The sequence below is a fragment of the Streptomyces sp. NPDC058812 genome (assembly GCF_042744565.1).
GTDB lineage: Bacteria > Actinomycetota > Actinomycetes > Streptomycetales > Streptomycetaceae > Streptomyces > Streptomyces thinghirensis.
The window spans coordinates 22,123-36,939 of sequence record NZ_JBHYOB010000016.1 but is presented as its reverse complement, the minus strand read 5'-3'; the positions used below and the strand labels follow the sequence as shown (position 1 = coordinate 36,939).

At 73.1% G+C, this 14,817-nt stretch carries 14 protein-coding genes; 4 read left to right on the top strand and 10 right to left on the bottom strand.

Annotated features, from left to right (window positions below; all coding sequences use genetic code 11):
- Positions 1-37: 37 nt before the first annotated feature.
- The 3 genes from ACFW48_RS28120 to ACFW48_RS28110 are packed head-to-tail and all read right to left on the bottom strand — an operon-like array spanning position 38 to position 2,791.
- On the bottom strand, positions 38-715 hold the full coding sequence (locus tag ACFW48_RS28120) for a response regulator transcription factor (protein ID WP_210958937.1): 678 nt from the start codon (positions 713-715) through the stop codon (positions 38-40).
- A complete protein-coding gene (gene macS / locus ACFW48_RS28115; protein ID WP_386319132.1) occupies positions 712-1,956 on the bottom strand; it encodes a MacS family sensor histidine kinase in 1,245 nt (414 codons plus the stop codon). The genes ACFW48_RS28120 and macS overlap by 4 nt, the downstream gene beginning before the upstream one ends.
- Before the next feature lie 46 nt (positions 1,957-2,002).
- Complete coding sequence (locus ACFW48_RS28110; protein WP_386319410.1) at positions 2,003-2,791, bottom strand: lysophospholipid acyltransferase family protein; 789 nt, start codon at positions 2,789-2,791, stop codon at positions 2,003-2,005.
- Between the two features lie 193 nt (positions 2,792-2,984).
- Here ACFW48_RS28110 and ACFW48_RS28105 point away from each other — a divergent pair, with 193 nt between their 5' ends.
- A complete protein-coding gene (locus tag ACFW48_RS28105) occupies positions 2,985-3,788 on the top strand; it encodes an alpha/beta hydrolase (protein ID WP_386319129.1) in 804 nt (267 codons plus the stop codon).
- Positions 3,781-4,449 (top strand): hypothetical protein, encoded by a 669-nt coding sequence (locus ACFW48_RS28100; RefSeq protein ID WP_386319127.1) that lies wholly within the window; start codon positions 3,781-3,783, stop codon positions 4,447-4,449. The genes ACFW48_RS28105 and ACFW48_RS28100 overlap by 8 nt, the downstream gene beginning before the upstream one ends.
- A gap of 251 nt (positions 4,450-4,700) precedes the next feature.
- On the opposite strand, the gene ACFW48_RS28095 is transcribed toward ACFW48_RS28100, so the two are convergent.
- The 6 genes from ACFW48_RS28095 to ACFW48_RS28070 all read right to left on the bottom strand — a co-directional run bounded on the left by ACFW48_RS28095 (position 4,701) and on the right by ACFW48_RS28070 (position 10,041).
- The gene (locus tag ACFW48_RS28095) at positions 4,701-5,468 is read right to left on the bottom strand and encodes an endonuclease/exonuclease/phosphatase family protein (protein ID WP_386319126.1); all 768 of its coding nucleotides are present in this window, start codon (positions 5,466-5,468) and stop codon (positions 4,701-4,703) included.
- 156 nt (positions 5,469-5,624) lie between these two features.
- The gene (locus ACFW48_RS28090; RefSeq protein ID WP_386319124.1) at positions 5,625-6,578 is read right to left on the bottom strand and encodes an ROK family glucokinase; all 954 of its coding nucleotides are present in this window, start codon (positions 6,576-6,578) and stop codon (positions 5,625-5,627) included.
- 55 nt (positions 6,579-6,633) lie between these two features.
- Complete coding sequence (locus ACFW48_RS28085; protein ID WP_386319122.1) at positions 6,634-7,188, bottom strand: DUF5304 domain-containing protein; 555 nt, start codon at positions 7,186-7,188, stop codon at positions 6,634-6,636.
- 57 nt (positions 7,189-7,245) lie between these two features.
- Positions 7,246-8,430 (bottom strand): ArsA family ATPase, encoded by a 1,185-nt coding sequence (locus ACFW48_RS28080; protein WP_386319120.1) that lies wholly within the window; start codon positions 8,428-8,430, stop codon positions 7,246-7,248.
- 207 nt (positions 8,431-8,637) lie between these two features.
- Positions 8,638-9,078, bottom strand: a complete 441-nt coding sequence (locus tag ACFW48_RS28075) for an SRPBCC family protein (RefSeq protein ID WP_386319117.1) — start codon at positions 9,076-9,078, stop codon at positions 8,638-8,640.
- 165 nt (positions 9,079-9,243) lie between these two features.
- Entirely contained in the window at positions 9,244-10,041 is a 798-nt protein-coding gene (locus ACFW48_RS28070) for a metallophosphoesterase (RefSeq protein WP_386319114.1), read from the bottom strand.
- 331 nt (positions 10,042-10,372) lie between these two features.
- Between ACFW48_RS28070 and ACFW48_RS28065 the strand changes: the two genes are divergently transcribed.
- Positions 10,373-12,169 (top strand): AMP-dependent synthetase/ligase, encoded by a 1,797-nt coding sequence (locus ACFW48_RS28065; protein WP_386319111.1) that lies wholly within the window; start codon positions 10,373-10,375, stop codon positions 12,167-12,169.
- A gap of 94 nt (positions 12,170-12,263) precedes the next feature.
- Here ACFW48_RS28065 and ACFW48_RS28060 read toward each other — a convergent pair whose 3' ends face one another.
- The gene (locus tag ACFW48_RS28060) at positions 12,264-13,406 is read right to left on the bottom strand and encodes a glycosyltransferase family 4 protein (RefSeq protein WP_386319109.1); all 1,143 of its coding nucleotides are present in this window, start codon (positions 13,404-13,406) and stop codon (positions 12,264-12,266) included.
- Between the two features lie 124 nt (positions 13,407-13,530).
- On the opposite strand from ACFW48_RS28060, the gene ACFW48_RS28055 reads away from it, so the two are divergent.
- Positions 13,531-14,796, top strand: a complete 1,266-nt coding sequence (locus ACFW48_RS28055; RefSeq protein ID WP_386319408.1) for a glycosyltransferase 87 family protein — start codon at positions 13,531-13,533, stop codon at positions 14,794-14,796.
- Positions 14,797-14,817: the final 21 nt, after the last annotated feature.

Sequence of the window (14,817 nt, the reverse complement as noted above, 5' to 3'; positions counted from 1 at the left end):
CCACGGCGGGTGGTTGGGGCCACTGTCCCGCGAGGGGTCAGGCGTCGTCCAGACCGCGTTCTATCGCGTACCGCACCAGTTCCACGCGGTTGTGCAGCTGGAGCTTGCCCAGGGTGTTCTGGACGTGGTTCTGCACGGTGCGGTGGGAGATGACGAGGCGTTCGGCGATCTGCTTGTAACTCAGGCCCTTGGCGACCAGGCGCAGCACCTCGGTCTCACGGTCGGTGAGCCGGGGCGCCCCGGGCTCGCCGGTCTCCGCGGCCGGGGCCGGTTCGGAGGCGAGGCGGCGGTACTCGCCGAGGACCAGTCCGGCCAGTCCCGGGGTGAAGACCGGGTCGCCGAGGGCCGTGCGGCGCACCGCGTCCTGCAACTCCTCGGTGGAGGCCGACTTCAGCAGGTACCCGGTCGCGCCGGACTTCACCGCCTCCAGCACGTCGGCGTGCTCCCCGCTCGCGGAGAGCACGAGGACGCGCAGCTTCGGGTCGGCGCCGACGACCTCCTTGCAGACCTGGACACCGGGCTTGCCGGGCAGGTTGAGGTCGAGCACGAGGACGTCGGGCGCGGCGGCCCGGGCTCGGCGCACCGCCTGGTCGCCGTCGCCGGCGGTGGCGACCACGTCGAAGCCGGACTCGGCCAGGTCCCGGGCGACGGCGTCGCGCCACATCGGGTGGTCGTCGACCACCATGACCTTGATCGGTTCCTGTCGCTCGGTCATCGGTCTGCCGCCTTCCCCCGCGCGGTGGTGCTGGTTTCCTGAGCTGCCTTGGGTGCCTTCAGTTCGACCTCCGTGCCCTGACCGGGCACCGAGACCAGCTCGGCCGTGCCGCCGAGCTCGCGCAGCCGGCCCCGGATCGACAGGGCCACGCCGAGGCGCCCCTCGCCCTCGGCCTCGGCGAGGCGCCCCTCCGGGATGCCGGGCCCCTCGTCGCGGACGGTGACGATCACCTCGTCCGGCTCGTCCTCGACCAGGATCCACGCGCGCGCGTGCTCACCGACGTGCTTGCGGACGTTGTCCAGGGCGGCGCCCACGGCGGCCGCGACCTCGCGGGCCGCGAGGGGGGCCAGCAGGACCGGCGCGCCCGGCTCGGCGAGGTTCACGAGGGCACCGGCGTACGGGGCGAGCAGGGCGCGCAGATCGACGGGACCGTCGGGATCGTCCCGCTCCGGTTCCTCCACCGCGCGTACGAGGGCGCCCTCGGCGGCGTCCTCCGACACCCGGGACACGGGCACCAGACCGCCGGAGACCAGCGTGCGCAGCGCCACCTCCTGCTCACCGGCCATCCGGCCCAGCTCGGCCGCCTCGCCGCCGATGACGGCGCCGCGCCGCTGCACCATCGCCAGCACCTGGAGCACGCTGTCGTGGATGTCCCGGGCGAGCCGCTCCCGCTCTCTGGTCGCCGCCTCGATCTCCAGGGCGCGGGCGAGGGTGCGCTCGGAGGCGCGGGCGACCTCGACGACGTAGCCGATGGCGATGGAGGCGACCCAGACGAGGATGACGTTGTGGACGGTGTCGCGGGCGGGGGTGCCGCGTTCGATCAGGTTGGCGACGGCGACGAGGGTGGAGGCGACGGCCGCCCAGCGCCAGCCGCCCTTGATGGCGAAGGCCAGGACGGAACCGGCGGTCCATATCGACGGCAGGGTCGGCCCGCCGTCCATGACCCGCTCGTGGGCGTCGGCGAACGGCGTGAGCAGGATGCCGGTCAGCGCGATCGTGAGGTCGGCGGCGAGGAACCGCTTGGTGCAGCTCGCCGCGCCCGCGACCTTTGGAAGGGTCGCCAGGGTCCAGACGAAGAGGACGGCGTAGTAGGCGACGGCCAGCCAGGGGCGGGCGAAGCCGGAGTAGGCGGTCGTGAAGAACCCGATCGCGTACAGCATGGTGAGCACGCGGTAGCCGGCGAGCGCGCGCCACAGCGGCTGCTCGACCGACATCCTCATGACTCTCTCGCGCCTGGCCATGTCCCCCCGTCCCCGGCCCGTACGGTCCTCCGCCTGTCCCCGGCCGCTACCGGTCGTCGGCGGACCGTTCCTGCTCGGCCGACGCCTTCTCCTTGGCGGTCCGTTCCTTCTCCGCCTGGGCGAGCGCGGCCTTCGCGGCCTTGCCCGCCTCCTTCTCGGCCTTCGCCGCCTCCGCGAGCTGCCGCTTCATGGCGGTCGCGTACATGTCCACGTACTCCTGGCCGGAGAGCTTCATGATCTCGTACATGACCTCGTCGGTCACCGCGCGGAGTACGAAGCGGTCGTGCTCCATGCCCTGGTAGCGGGTGAAGTCCAGGGGCTTGCCGATACGGATGCCGGGCCGCATCAGCTTCGGCATCACCTGGCCGGGCGGCTGGATCTTCTCGGTGTCGATCATGGCGACCGGGACCACGGGCGCGCCGGTGGCGAGCGCCACGCGCGCGAGGCCGCCCGGCTTGCCCCGGTAGAGCCGTCCGTCCGGGGAGCGGGTGCCCTCGGGGTAGATGCCGAACAGCTCGCCGCGCTCCAGCACCTCCATGCCGCTCTTGATGGCGGCCTCGCCCGCGCCGCGTGCCCCGGAACGGTCCACGGGCAGCTGGCCGACCCCTTTGAAGAAGGCGGCGGTCAGCCGGCCCTTGACCCCGGGTGTGTTGAAGTACTCGGCCTTGGCGATGAAGGTCACCTTGCGGTCGAGGACGGCCGGCAGGAAGAACGAGTCGGAGAACGACAGGTGGTTGCTCGCCAGAATGGCGGGGCCGTCGGCCGGGATGTGCTCCAGGCCTTCCACCCAGGGTCGGAAGGCGAGCTTCAGCGAACCCCCGACGGTGACCTTCATCGCGCCGTACAACAAGCGAGTGCCTCCTGTGTCTGTGGGTCAGACCCTATCCCGCGGCACCGTCAATGGCCCCGACGGCCCTGGTCGGTGTCAGTGCGGTCGCGTACGGTGAAGTACCCGCAAGTACCGCACACGCGTCCAGCGCACCCGAGGGTCCGGCTGTGCCGGCCCCCTGACGACAGGAGACCGAGACGTGCCGGTCCTGCCCGGAGCCGAGCCGTTCCGCCACGAGGGCGGTGAGGTCGGCGTCCTGCTCTGCCACGGCTTCACCGGTTCCCCGCAGTCGCTGCGCCCCTGGGCGCGGTACCTCGCCGCGCGCGGCCTGACCGTCGCGCTGCCGCTGCTGCCCGGGCACGGCACGCGCTGGCAGGACATGCAGGTCACCGGCTGGCAGGACTGGTACGCGGAGGTGGACCGCGAGCTGCGTGCCCTGCGCGAGCGATGCGCGCGCGTCTTCGTGGCCGGCCTGTCCATGGGCGGTGCGCTGGCCCTGCGGCTCGCCGCCAAGCACGGGGACGCGGTCTCGGGCGTCGTGGTCGTCAACCCGGCGAACCGGATGCACGGCGTGGCCCAGCACGCCCTTCCCGTCCTGCGCCATCTGCTGCCCGCGACGAAGGGCATCGCCAGCGACATCGCCAAGCCGCTCAGCTCGGAGCTGGGGTACGACAAGGTGCCGCTGCACGCGGCGCACTCGCTGCGTACGTTCTTCCGTCTCGCCGACGGTGACCTGCCGCAGGTGACCCAGCCGCTGCTGTTGCTGCGCAGTCCGCAGGACCATGTGGTGCCGCCGGCCGACTCGGTCCGCATCCTCGGCCGGGTGTCGTCGACGGACGTCACGGAGATCCTGCTGGAACAGAGCTACCACGTGGCGACGTTGGACCACGATGCGGACCGGATCTTCGCGGAGAGCGTCGCGTTCATCGGCCGGCTCGCGCCCGGTTCCGTCGGGGAGCCGGAGCCCGGTCTCGGCAAGGAAGGGACGGCCGCAGGTGGCTGAGCACGACTCCGACCGCGAGGACCGCGAGGAGCGCGAGGAGCGGGACCTGGAGCAGGAGCGGGAGCACCGCGAGGGACGGGAGCGCGCGGCGGACCACGCGGCGCCCGAGGAGCAGGGCGTGCCCATCGACGAGGACGCCGCCTGGGCCGCGATCGTCGCCGGGTACGGGGACGAGCCGCCGGACCCGCCGGGCGCGAAGCCGTTCAAGTCGGTGGAGGACCTGGCGCTCCTGGAGCCGGAGACCAACGACGACAAGCCCGAGCCGGACCGCCCCGCGGCGGACCGGCCGGCCCCCACCCGGCCCCTGGGCGGCTCCGTGGCGTTCGCCCCGGGGGTCGGCCCGCGCGACCACACCCTCGCCGAGCCCTCGGACGACGATCTCGGCGAGGATGGTGACATCGGCGAGGACGAGGAGGGCCACTTCGTACCGCCCGAGCCGCCCCCGCTTCCCGAGGGCGACGCCACCGCGAAGTTCGCCTGGCTGGGCGTGCTCGGCGGTCCGGTGCTGCTCCTGCTGGCGGTGGTGCTCGGCTGGGACATGACCTGGTGGCTGCAGACCCTGAGCATCGGCGGCTTCCTCGGCGGCTTCGCGACGCTGGTCATGCGGATGCGGACGGGCGACGAGGACGACGACGATCCTGGGCGGGGCGCGGTGGTCTAGGGCCTGTCGTTTGGATCTTGCCGGCGTCGCGGGGCGTGGCACGCACTCCCCCACTGTCTGAAGGGCGTGGGGGGACCCCCAGCGGCGTTGTCGTCGGTTGCCAGGGCTTCGCCCTGCCGCCCTCCTCCGCCTTGCGGCTGCACGCACCACGCCCCGCTCGGGTGGGTTGAAAGGCGCAGTCCCTCTTGGCCGACCTGATCCAAACGACAGGCCCTGGGGGTATCGACCCGCAGGGTCGTGCACGCGGCTTGTCAGCTCGCGGACGCGGCGGGTACGCGGAGGGCGGTCAGGACCGGGAGGTGGTCGGTGGCCGCCCTCAGATCGTCCTCGGCCACACCGGGGAGCCCCAGCGGTACCCCGCAGCCCAGTACCTCGACGCCCTCCGTGACGAAGACCGCGTCGATGCGCCGGTCGGGGCCGGTGGCGGAGAAGGTGTATTCGCTGCCCCAGGGCTCGGCGGTCCAGCAGTCCCGCAGGCCGTCGCCGAGCCGCCGGAAGGTGCGGCCGCCGGGACGCTCGTTCAGGTCGCCGCCCGCCACGGCGTGCGTCACGCCCAGGCCGGCGAGCCGGTCGAGGAGCAGGCCGGCCTGCTCGTACCGCTCGTCCGCCTCCAGGGACAGATGGCAGCTCAGGACGCCGAGGCGGGCCCCGCCGATCCGGACCACGGCGGTGGCGAGGCCGCGGCGGTGCCGGCCGGGCGTGAGCGGAAGCAGCACGTCCTCGGTGCGCTCGACGGTGGCCCGCAGGGAGCACAGCAGCGCGGGGCCGGCGGCGGTGGCGCCGCCGGAGAGGAAGACCAGATCCGCGGCGCGGGCCAGGCGGGTGAGCTTCTTGCGCCAGCGGAAGAAGCGGGGGGCTTCCTGGAGGAGGACGAGATCGGGGGCGCAGGCCTTGATAACGCGGGCGAGGGCGTCGGTGTCGTCGCGCATCGAGCGGATGTTGTAGCTGAGGACCCGGATGACGGCGGAACCGTCGGGTTCGGTGCGGGAGTTGGGGAGCGGCTGGAGGGACGTTGCCATGCGGTCAATTTACGGGACCGGGTGGTCGGGCGCCCAACAGCTCGGGGCGCGAGGTTCGTGGGCGACTGCCGGTCTGTCGTGGCTTGTCGCGCCCGCGGGGCGGAGCCTCAAATAGACTCCGCCCCGCGCCCCTTGTGACGTCCGAGCGCCGTACGCCTACATGATCGGGTCGGGCTCCCGGGCCAGGTCGGCCGCGCCGACGAGGCCGGCCTTGTTGCCGAGCTGGGCGGCGACCACGTCGGCTACCGGGCGCCAGTTGCCGCCGACCAGCCACCGCTTGTACGACTTGCGGATCGGGTCGAGGACCAGGTCGCCCTCGTCGGAGAGGCCGCCGCCGACGATGAAGGCGGACGGGTCGAAGAGGGAGGCCAGGTCGGCGAGGCCGGCGCCGGCCCAGCGGGCCAGCTCGCGGTAGGAGTCGACGGCGACCGGGCAGCCCTGGCGGGCGGCGACCGAGATGTGCTTGCCCTCGATGCCCTCGGGGGTGCCGTCGCCGAGCGCGAGCAGCACCTCGGCGCGCTCGGGGGTGGCGTTGGCGCGCTGCTTGGCGTAGCGCACGAGGGCGCGGCCGGAGGCGTACTGCTCCCAGCAGCCCTGGGAGCCGCAGCCGCACAGCAGGCCGTCCGGCACCATGCGGATGTGGCCGAACTCGGCGGCCACGCCGAAGTGGCCGCGGCGCAGCTTGTTGCCGATGATGATGCCGCCGCCGAGGCCGGTGCCGAGGGTGATGCAGATGACGTTGCGGTGGCCCTTGCCGCCACCGAACTTGTACTCGCCCCAGGCGGCGGCGTTGGCGTCGTTCTCCACGACGACCGGGAGGTCGACGCGGGCCTCGACCTTCTCCTTGAGCGGCTCCTGGCGCCAGTCGATGTTGGGCGCGAAGTAGACCGTGGAGCGCTGGCGGTTGACGTATCCGGCGGCGCCGATGCCGACGCCGACGATCTCGTGACCCGCGCGCGCGCCCTCCACCGCGGAGGCGATGGCGTCCACGATGCCCTCGGGCGTGCCCGGGGTCGGCACCTTGTGGGTCGAGAGGATGTTGCCTTCCTCGTCGACCACGCCCGCCGCGATCTTCGTGCCGCCGATATCGACGCCGATGGTGAGTCCCATGAATCCCTCAGTTTCGGTCGAGCCCCGCTATGGCCAACCGTACCCGAGGGCGGTGTCAGTCCAAGTCGATGCGCTGGCCCGGGCCGGTGCCCTCGTCGCCGTCGTCGCGTCCGGTGTCGCTTCCGTCGTCACGCGGTTCGTCCAGGTCGCGGGGGTCGCGGGGGTCGTCCCCGGTGGTCTCGGCGGTCCAGCGGCGCTCCTGGTTCTGGACGGCGGAGCGGTAGGCGGCGAGGAGTTCGCCGCCGGCGGCCGCGAGGTGGTCGAAGACGTCCGGGTTGCGCTCGATGACCGGTTCGACGGCTGCCTTGGCCTGCTGGACGACCTGCCGGACCACCTGCTGGGCGGCTGGTCCGGCGACCTGGCCGAGCAGCGGGGACTGGAGGCCGGACAGCTTGTCCGCGACGGTGTCGACGAGCCGGCGCAGCTCCTCGGCGGCCGAGCCGGGCGGCGGCCCGTACTCGGCCCGGCGGCGGGCCTTCTCCGCCTCCAGGTCCTCGGCGCACGCCGTCGCCCAGGCGTCGGCGTCGGCCGGTCGCGTTTCGCCGACCCCGTCGACCGCGTCGGCCTCGTCGGGGCGAGGGGCCTCGGACGGGGGGAGCTCTTCGCTCATGACGGACTCCTGACTACGGTTCGTCCTTACGACGTTACCCGAACGGGTGCGGCGCGTTCAGCGGCTCCGCGGCCACAGCCTCGGGTCCGGCGCGAACCGGACGGCGAGCGTGCCCTCCCGCAGGGCGGCCCCGTCGACCGTGCAGCGGCGCAGCGCGGACGGCAGCGGGACGATCCGGCGGAACGGCCCGGCGGTGACGACCAGTTCGTCACCGCGGCGGACCAGGTCGAGTTCGTCGCGTGCGGCACCGGGCAGCGGGATGTTCCAGACCAGCACGCCGTCCTCGGCCAGCCGGTCGGTGACGGGCCACTCGACCGGGGAGACGTCCCGGTTGACGCCCGGCGCGCCGAGCACCGCCAGGTCTTCCCCGCCGCGCGGGTCCCGGCCGAGGTGGGCGACGGTGCGGACGTCGTACGCACCCTGCCACTCCTCCAGGGTCTTGCGCTGCTGGGTGAGGGGGCCGGTGAGCCAGCTGTCGGCCGGGGTGTCCTCGGGCAGGACGCGGTTGGCGACCAGCAGGTCGGTGCGCAGGCCCCGCAGGGCGAGGCCGAGGGTGGTGGAGCGGACGGCGTCGGCACCGGCCGGGCCCGGCTCGGCGACCAGCCGTACGACGGTGTTCCGGTCGGCGACGACGGCCTCGGCGGCGGCGAGTTCCAGGTCCCAGCGGGCGGCGGCCTCGTACAGCGCCTCGGCGGGCATGGGGACGCCGGCGAGCCGGCCGAGGACGGGGCGCAGGGCGCGGGCCGCCTGCCGCTCGGGCGGGAGGAGACGGCGCAGGTAGCGGCGCAGTTCCTCGGGCAGGGCGAGCAGCGCGAGGGCGCGCGGCGCGGGCGGGAGGTCGACGACGAGGAGTTCGTGGTGATCAGGGCCCTCGGCGAGGGCGGCGTCGCGCAGGGCACGCAGCAGGGCGAGTTCGTCGGCGCCGGGCAGGGGGGTGAGTTCCTCGGCGTCGAGGCGGCCGGCGCCGAGGAGGTCGAGCGCGGAGGCGGCGCGGTCCTGGAGGGCGGCGAGGTCGTCCCGGAACCCCTTCGCGGCGTCGGGCCGCCAGGCGGTGAGGCGGGGCTCGACGGTGATCGGTGCGGGGCCGCCCGTGGGCATCCCGAGCGCGGCGCCGAGGGTGTCGTCGCGGTCGGCGCCGAGGAGCAGGGTGCGGGTGCCCTGCCGGGCGGCGGCGAGCGCGGTGGCGGCGGCGACGGTGGTACGGCCGCTGCCGCCGGGGCCCGTGATCAGGATGGTGCGCATGGGGGTGAACGGTACCGGTGCCTCGGCGGCGCCGGGTGCGGACGCCGGGGGTGCGCGGCCCGGCGTTGCGGGGATGCCACCCCCACTCTCGGCTTCGCACAAGCGGGAGGTGCCCCCACCGCCCACCCGTGCCGCCCCTGGGGGGTACCTGCCAGGCCGTTCAGACACTGGGGGAGGCACGACTGCCCGCGGCTGGGGAGGGGGGCGCTACTTCGCTCCCGACTCCACGCGCTTCTTCAGGCCCGCCAGCGCCCGGTCGATGATGACCTTCTCGGCCTTGCGCTTGATCATGCCCAGCATCGGGATCTTGACGTCGACCGTGAGCCGGTAGGTGACCTCCGTGCCCGTGCCGACCGGGCGGAGCAGGTAGGAGCCGTCCAGGGAGCGCAGCATCTGGGACTTCACCAGGGTCCAGGACACCTCGTGCTCGCCGGTCCAGGTGTACCCCAGCGTCTGGTCGTCCTTGATCGCCCCGGCGTCCATGACGAGTCGGACCTGCTCGGCACGCCCCTGCGCGTCGGTCGCGAGGACCTCCGCCTCCTTCACCTCACCGGTCCAGTCCGGGTAGCGGGCGAAGTCGGCGATCACCGCCATGACGTCGGCCGGTGCCGCCTCGATCATGATGCTCGAGCTGGTGTGTTCCGCCATCGCTGTGGCTCCTCCAGATGCGGGCCGGTACTGAGGGTCGTCGTGCGCCGGGTCGTCGTGTGCCCGTGGCGCGCACGTGTGTGCCGCGTGAAGGCTATCGCGCACGGGCAGCGCGAATGTCACCACCTGGCTGCGCAGGGCCGGCCGCCGGGACGCCGCCCCGGCTCACCACTCCAGCGCCCACGGCCGCCCCGTCGACGCGAAGTGCCCGACGTTCACGCACTCGGTCGCCCCGATCCGCATCCGCCGCACCAGCGGCTGGTGGACGTGCCCGAACAGGGCGTAGCGGGGACGGGTGCGGCGGATCGCGTCCAGCAGCGCGCGGCTGCCCCGTTCGAAGCGCCGCGCCACCGTGTCGTAGACCAGTTCCGGCACCTCCGGCGGGATGTGCGTGCACAGCACGTCCACCTCGCCGACGGCCTCGATCTTCGCGGCGTACTCCTCGTCACCGATCTCGTACGGCGTGCGCATCGGGGTGCGCAGGCCGCCGCCGACGAAGCCGAAGACCCGGCCGCCGATCACCACCCGCTCGCCGTCGAGCACGGTGGTGCCGGGGCCGGCGTACTCACGCCACAGGGGCGGCATGTCGACGTTGCCGTAGGTGGCGTACGTCGGGGTGGGGAAGGCGGCGAACAGCTCGGCGTACTGCTTGCGCACCGCCCCCTCGATCAGCTCGCGCCGGTCCCCGCCGACGCCGGCCCACAGCCGCGCCCCGAACTCCCGCGCCTCGGCGAAGCGGCGGGCGGTGCGCAGCTCGACGATGCGGCCGGCGTTCGCGGCGCCGAACAGGTCGGGGAAGATGCCGCGCGTGTGGTCGGCGTAGTCGAGGAAGAGGACCAGGTCACCGAGGCAGATCAGGGCGTCGGCGCCCTCGCCGGCCCTGGCCAGGTCGCGGGCGTTGCCATGGACGTCGCTGACCACATGGACGCGCGTCCTCGTGTTACCGGGCGGTGTGGGTGCCATGGCGATCAAGCGTAAGCAGCGCGTGGCTCTCGTGAACAGTGGCGATCGGACCTGCGGTTACTGGCTGGTCGGTTGATCCGTCGACTACTGTGCGCAAAGGAAACCCCATCCGTGTGACGCAGCGAACATCTCGCGGGGACCCCCTGTCGGAGAAGCCATACCGGCGGGTAACGTCCGGGCAGTCCAGTCGTGCTCTGGTCTTCAACATGTGAATCGGCGTGTGATCCAACATGTGATCAACATGTGATTCCCGAGCACTTGCCCGAGCCTTGGACCGCACCGTCGCATCACACAACGTCGTGGCGCCGGCGCCCTATGAGGAGCAGCAGTCTTGCGCGAGTTCAGCCTTCCGGCTTTGTACGAGGTCCCTGCGGACGGAAATCTGACCGACATCGTCCGCAGAAACGCCGCGCAGCACCCGGACGTCGCCGTCATCTCCCGCAAGGTGGCCGGCGCGTGGCAGGACGTGACCGCCCGCGACTTCCTCGCCGAGGTGCAGGCCGCCGCCAAGGGCCTCATCGCCTCCGGTGTCCAGCCGGGCGACCGGGTCGGCCTGATGTCCCGTACGCGCTACGAGTGGACCCTGCTGGACTTCGCGATCTGGTGCGCGGGCGCGATCACCGTGCCGGTGTACGAGACCAGCTCGCCCGAGCAGGTGCAGTGGATCCTCAGCGACTCGGGCGCCACGGCGTGCGTCGTGGAGTCGGCCGGGCACGCCGCCACCGTCGAGTCGGTGCGCGAGCGGCTGCCCGCCCTCAAGCACGTCTGGCAGATCGACTCCGGGGCCGTGGAGGAGCTGGGGCGCCTCGGCCAGGACGTCACGGACCGGACCGTCGAGGAGCGCGGCTCGATCGCGAAGGCCGACGACCCGGCGACCATCGTCTACACCTCCGGCACCACCGGCCGCCCCAAGGGCTGCGTGCTCACCCACCGCAGCTTCTTCGCCGAGTGCGGCAACGTCGTCGAGCGCCTGCGTCCCCTCTTCCGCACGGGCGAGTGCTCCGTCCTCCTCTTCCTCCCGCTCGCCCACGTCTTCGGCCGCCTCGTCCAGGTCGCGCCGATGATCGCGCCGATCAAGCTGGGCTGCGTCCCCGACATCAAGAACCTCACCGACGAGCTGGCCGCGTTCCGGCCCACGCTGATCCTCGGGGTGCCGCGCGTCTTCGAGAAGGTCTACAACTCGGCGCGCGCCAAGGCCCAGGCCGACGGCAAGGGCAAGATCTTCGACAAGGCCGCCGACACGGCGATCGCGTACAGCAAGGCCCTGGACACCCCCTCGGGCCCGTCCGTCGGCCTGAAGATCAAGCACAAGGTCTTCGACAAGCTCGTCTACAGCAAGCTCCGCACGGTCCTCGGCGGGCGCGGCGAGTACGCCATCTCCGGCGGCGCCCCGCTCGGCGAACGCCTCGGTCACTTCTTCCGCGGCATCGGCTTCACGGTCCTGGAGGGCTACGGCCTGACCGAGTCCTGCGCGGCCACCGCCTTCAACCCCTGGGACCGGCAGAAGATCGGCACGGTCGGCCAGCCGCTGCCCGGCTCCGTGGTGCGCATCGCGGACGACGGGGAAGTGCTGCTGCACGGCGAGCACCTGTTCAAGGAGTACTGGAACAACCCGGGCGCCACCGCCGAGGCGCTGGCCGACGGCTGGTTCCACACCGGCGACATCGGCACCCTCGACGAGGACGGCTACCTCTCGATCACCGGGCGCAAGAAGGAGATCATCGTCACCGCCGGCGGCAAGAACGTCGCCCCGGCCGTCATAGAGGACCGCATCCGCGCGCACGCGCTGGTCGCGGAGTGCATGGTGGTCGGCGACGGGCGGCCGTTCGTGGGCGCGCTGGTCACCATCGACGAGGAGTTCCTCGGCCGCTGGTGCGCGGATCACGGCAAGCCGGCCGGCTCGACGGCGGCGTCGCTGCGGAACGATCCGGATCTGCTCGCCGCGATCCAGGACGCGATCGACGACGGCAACTCGGCGGTTTCCAAGGCGGAGTCGGTGCGGAAGTTCCGGGTGCTGGAGGCTCAGTTCACGGAGGACTCGGGGCATCTGACTCCGTCGCTGAAGCTGAAGCGGAGTGTTGTCGCCAAGGATTACGTGGACGAGATCGAGGCGATCTACTCCAAGTAGGGGCGCCTATTGGAGTGCGGGGTACGGTTCGTTGGCGGCTTTCCGTCCGCCGTGGCTGGTCGCGCGGTTCCCCGCGCCCCTATAGCCCGGTTCGCTACAGCAGAGCCTTCAGGTGCTCCGCCAGCAGGTCCCAGCGCCACTTCTCCTCGACCCAGGCCCGGCCGCGTTCGCCCATCCTGCGGCGCAGCTCCGCGTCGCCGAGGAGGGTGACGACGCGGTCGGCGGTCTGCTCCTCGGAGTCACCGCGCACCACCCACCCCGTCTCGCCGTCGAGCACCGCGTCCGGCGCGCCGCCCGAGTCGCCCGCGACCACGGGCAGGCCGGTCGCTGAGGCCTCCAGGTAGACGATGCCGAGGCCCTCGACGTCGAGGCCGCCCCGGCGGGTCCGGCATGGCATGGCGAAGACGTCCCCGGCGCCGTAGTGCGCGGGCAGCTCGGACCAGGGGACGGCGCCGGTGAAGTGGACGGCGGCGGCGACGCCGGTCTCGGCGGCGAGGCGGCGCAGCTCCTTCTCGTAGGGGCCGCCGCCGACGATCAGCAGGACGGCGTCGGGCTCGGCGGCCAGGATGCGGGGCATCGCCCGGATCAGGGTGTCCTGGCCCTTGCGGGGCACCAGCCGCGAGACGCACACGAGCACCGGCCGCTCGGTCAGTCCGAGCCGGGCCCGCACCTCCTCGCCGCCGCTGCCCGGGTGGAAGGTCTTCTCGTCGACGCCGGGCGGCAGTTGCCTCATCCGGGCGGCGGCCCCGGGCGTCAGCGCCCCCGCGATCCGCGAGCGCGTGTACTCGCCGAGGTAGGTGATCGTGTCCGTCGACTCCCCGATCCGGCGCAGCAGTTGCCGGGCGGCGGGCAGCTGGGCCCACCCGGCTTCGTGGCCGTGGGTGGTGGCGACGATCCGCTCGGCCCCCGCTTTCCGGAGCGCCGGCGCCATCAGCCCGAGGGGCGCCGCCGCCCCGAACCACACCGACGCGCACCCGTGCTCACGCAGCAGCCCGACGGCCCGCCGGGTCGCGCCCGGCGTCGGCAGCAGCATCGTCGTACGGTCGCGTACGACGGTGAAGGGCTGCTCGGCGTCGAAGGCGGCGGTGGCCTCGATGCCCTCCCGGCCCCGCTTCCAGGTGGAGGCGTAGACGACGAGCCGCTCGGGGTCCAGCCGTAGCGCCATGTTGTGCAGGAAGGCCTGGATGCCGCCCGGGCGGGGCGGGAAGTCGTTCGTCACGATCAAGGTCTTGCGCACGCCGCCGACCCTACCGAACCCGCCGCGCGGGCCGGGGGCCCGGCCGCCCCTCCCCGGTGGCACACGCACAGGTGTCCGGGTCATCATGGCCGCGAAGCACGGCACGCGGACGGGCAGGGAGCACGTGGAGACGACGGACGCGAGGCGGCCCGCGGTGCCGCTGCTGACGGCCTGGGGCGCCACGCGGCTGGTGCTGCTGCTGTTCGTGCTGAAGGTGTGGGTCTTCCCGGGGCCGGACGTCACCAGCGACGTGTCCGTCATCTACCGGGACTGGTACGACGTCCTGCGCACCGGAACGTTTCCGCTGGACGACGTCACCTGGCAGTACCCGCCCGCCGCGGCCTTCGCGATCCTCTCCCCCGCGCTGCTGCCCTTCCTGGAGTACGCGACGGCCTTCTTCGTCCTGGCCTGTGCCGTGGACCTGGCCGTCCTCGCCCTGCTGTGGCGCGCGGGGCGGGGTTCCGGGCGCTCGTCGCGCGGTGCGTGGGTGTGGGTGGCGGGCGTTCCGCTGCTCGGTCCGACGGTGTACGCCCGCTACGACGTGATGGTCACCGCCGTGGCGGTGGCGGCGCTGCTCGCCGCCGGCCGGCATCCACGCGTGGCGGGGGCCCTGGCGGCGCTCGGGGCGCTGCTGAAGGTGTGGCCCGCGCTGGTGCTCCTCGGGATGCGGGGGCGGGCGCCCTGGGCCGCCGCGGCGCTGAGCGGGGCCGGACTGGCGGCGCTGTTCGCGGCGACGATGCCCGGGGCGTTCGCGTTCCTGACGTTCCAGCGCGAGCGGGGCACCGAGGTGGAGTCGCTGGGCTCGCTGGTCTTCCACGTCGCCCGGCACTTCGGCTGGGACGGCGAGGTGCTGCTCAACTACGGCTCGGTCGAGTTCCTCGGCCCGTACGTGGGCGCGGTGAGCACGGTCGCCCTCGCGCTGACCTCCCTGGCCTTCGGCTGGCTGCTGCTGTGGCGGCTGGCGGCCTCGCGCTTCTCGGCGCACACGGCGGCGGACGCGGCCTTCGTGGGGGTGCTGATGTTCACCGTCACGAGCCGCGTGATCAGCCCGCAGTACATGGTGTGGCTGGTCGGCCTCGCCGCGGTCTGCCGGTGCTTCCGCGCGAGCCGCATGCGGGTACCGGTCGCCCTGGTGCTGGCGGCGAGCCTGGTGACGGTGCTGGAGTTCCCGGTGTACTTCGCGTACGTCGTCGCCGGCGATCCGCTCGGCATCGCGTTGCTGGCCGTCCGCAACGGCCTGCTGATCGCCGCGGCGCTCCTGGCGGCCCGCGCCCTGTGGCGCGACACGGCGCCGCGCGGGACGCCCGCGCCGACGCCGCCGTCCCGCGCCGCCCGCACCGACGAGGCACCGGCCTCGTCCCGAGCGGACGGAGTCCGAACGGACCCGTGAGGCGACGAGAGCGAAGCGACC

Bases quoted from the DNA above. Each gene is read 5' to 3' on its own strand.
- ACFW48_RS28080 (WP_386319120.1), bottom strand. From the start codon at position 8,430: ATGCGCACCATCCTGATCACGGGCCCCGGCGGCAGCGGCCGTACCACC.
- ACFW48_RS28070 (WP_386319114.1), bottom strand. From the start codon at position 10,041: ATGGCACCCACACCGCCCGGTAACACGAGGACGCGCGTCCATGTGGTC.
- ACFW48_RS28120 (WP_210958937.1), bottom strand. From the start codon at position 715: ATGACCGAGCGACAGGAACCGATCAAGGTCATGGTGGTCGACGACCAC.
- ACFW48_RS28110 (WP_386319410.1), bottom strand. From the start codon at position 2,791: ATGAAGGTCACCGTCGGGGGTTCGCTGAAGCTCGCCTTCCGACCCTGG.
- ACFW48_RS28085 (WP_386319122.1), bottom strand. From the start codon at position 7,188: ATGAGCGAAGAGCTCCCCCCGTCCGAGGCCCCTCGCCCCGACGAGGCC.
- macS (WP_386319132.1), bottom strand. From the start codon at position 1,956: ATGGCCAGGCGCGAGAGAGTCATGAGGATGTCGGTCGAGCAGCCGCTG.
- ACFW48_RS28090 (WP_386319124.1), bottom strand. From the start codon at position 6,578: ATGGGACTCACCATCGGCGTCGATATCGGCGGCACGAAGATCGCGGCG.
- ACFW48_RS28075 (WP_386319117.1), bottom strand. From the start codon at position 9,078: ATGGCGGAACACACCAGCTCGAGCATCATGATCGAGGCGGCACCGGCC.
- ACFW48_RS28095 (WP_386319126.1), bottom strand. From the start codon at position 5,468: ATGGCAACGTCCCTCCAGCCGCTCCCCAACTCCCGCACCGAACCCGAC.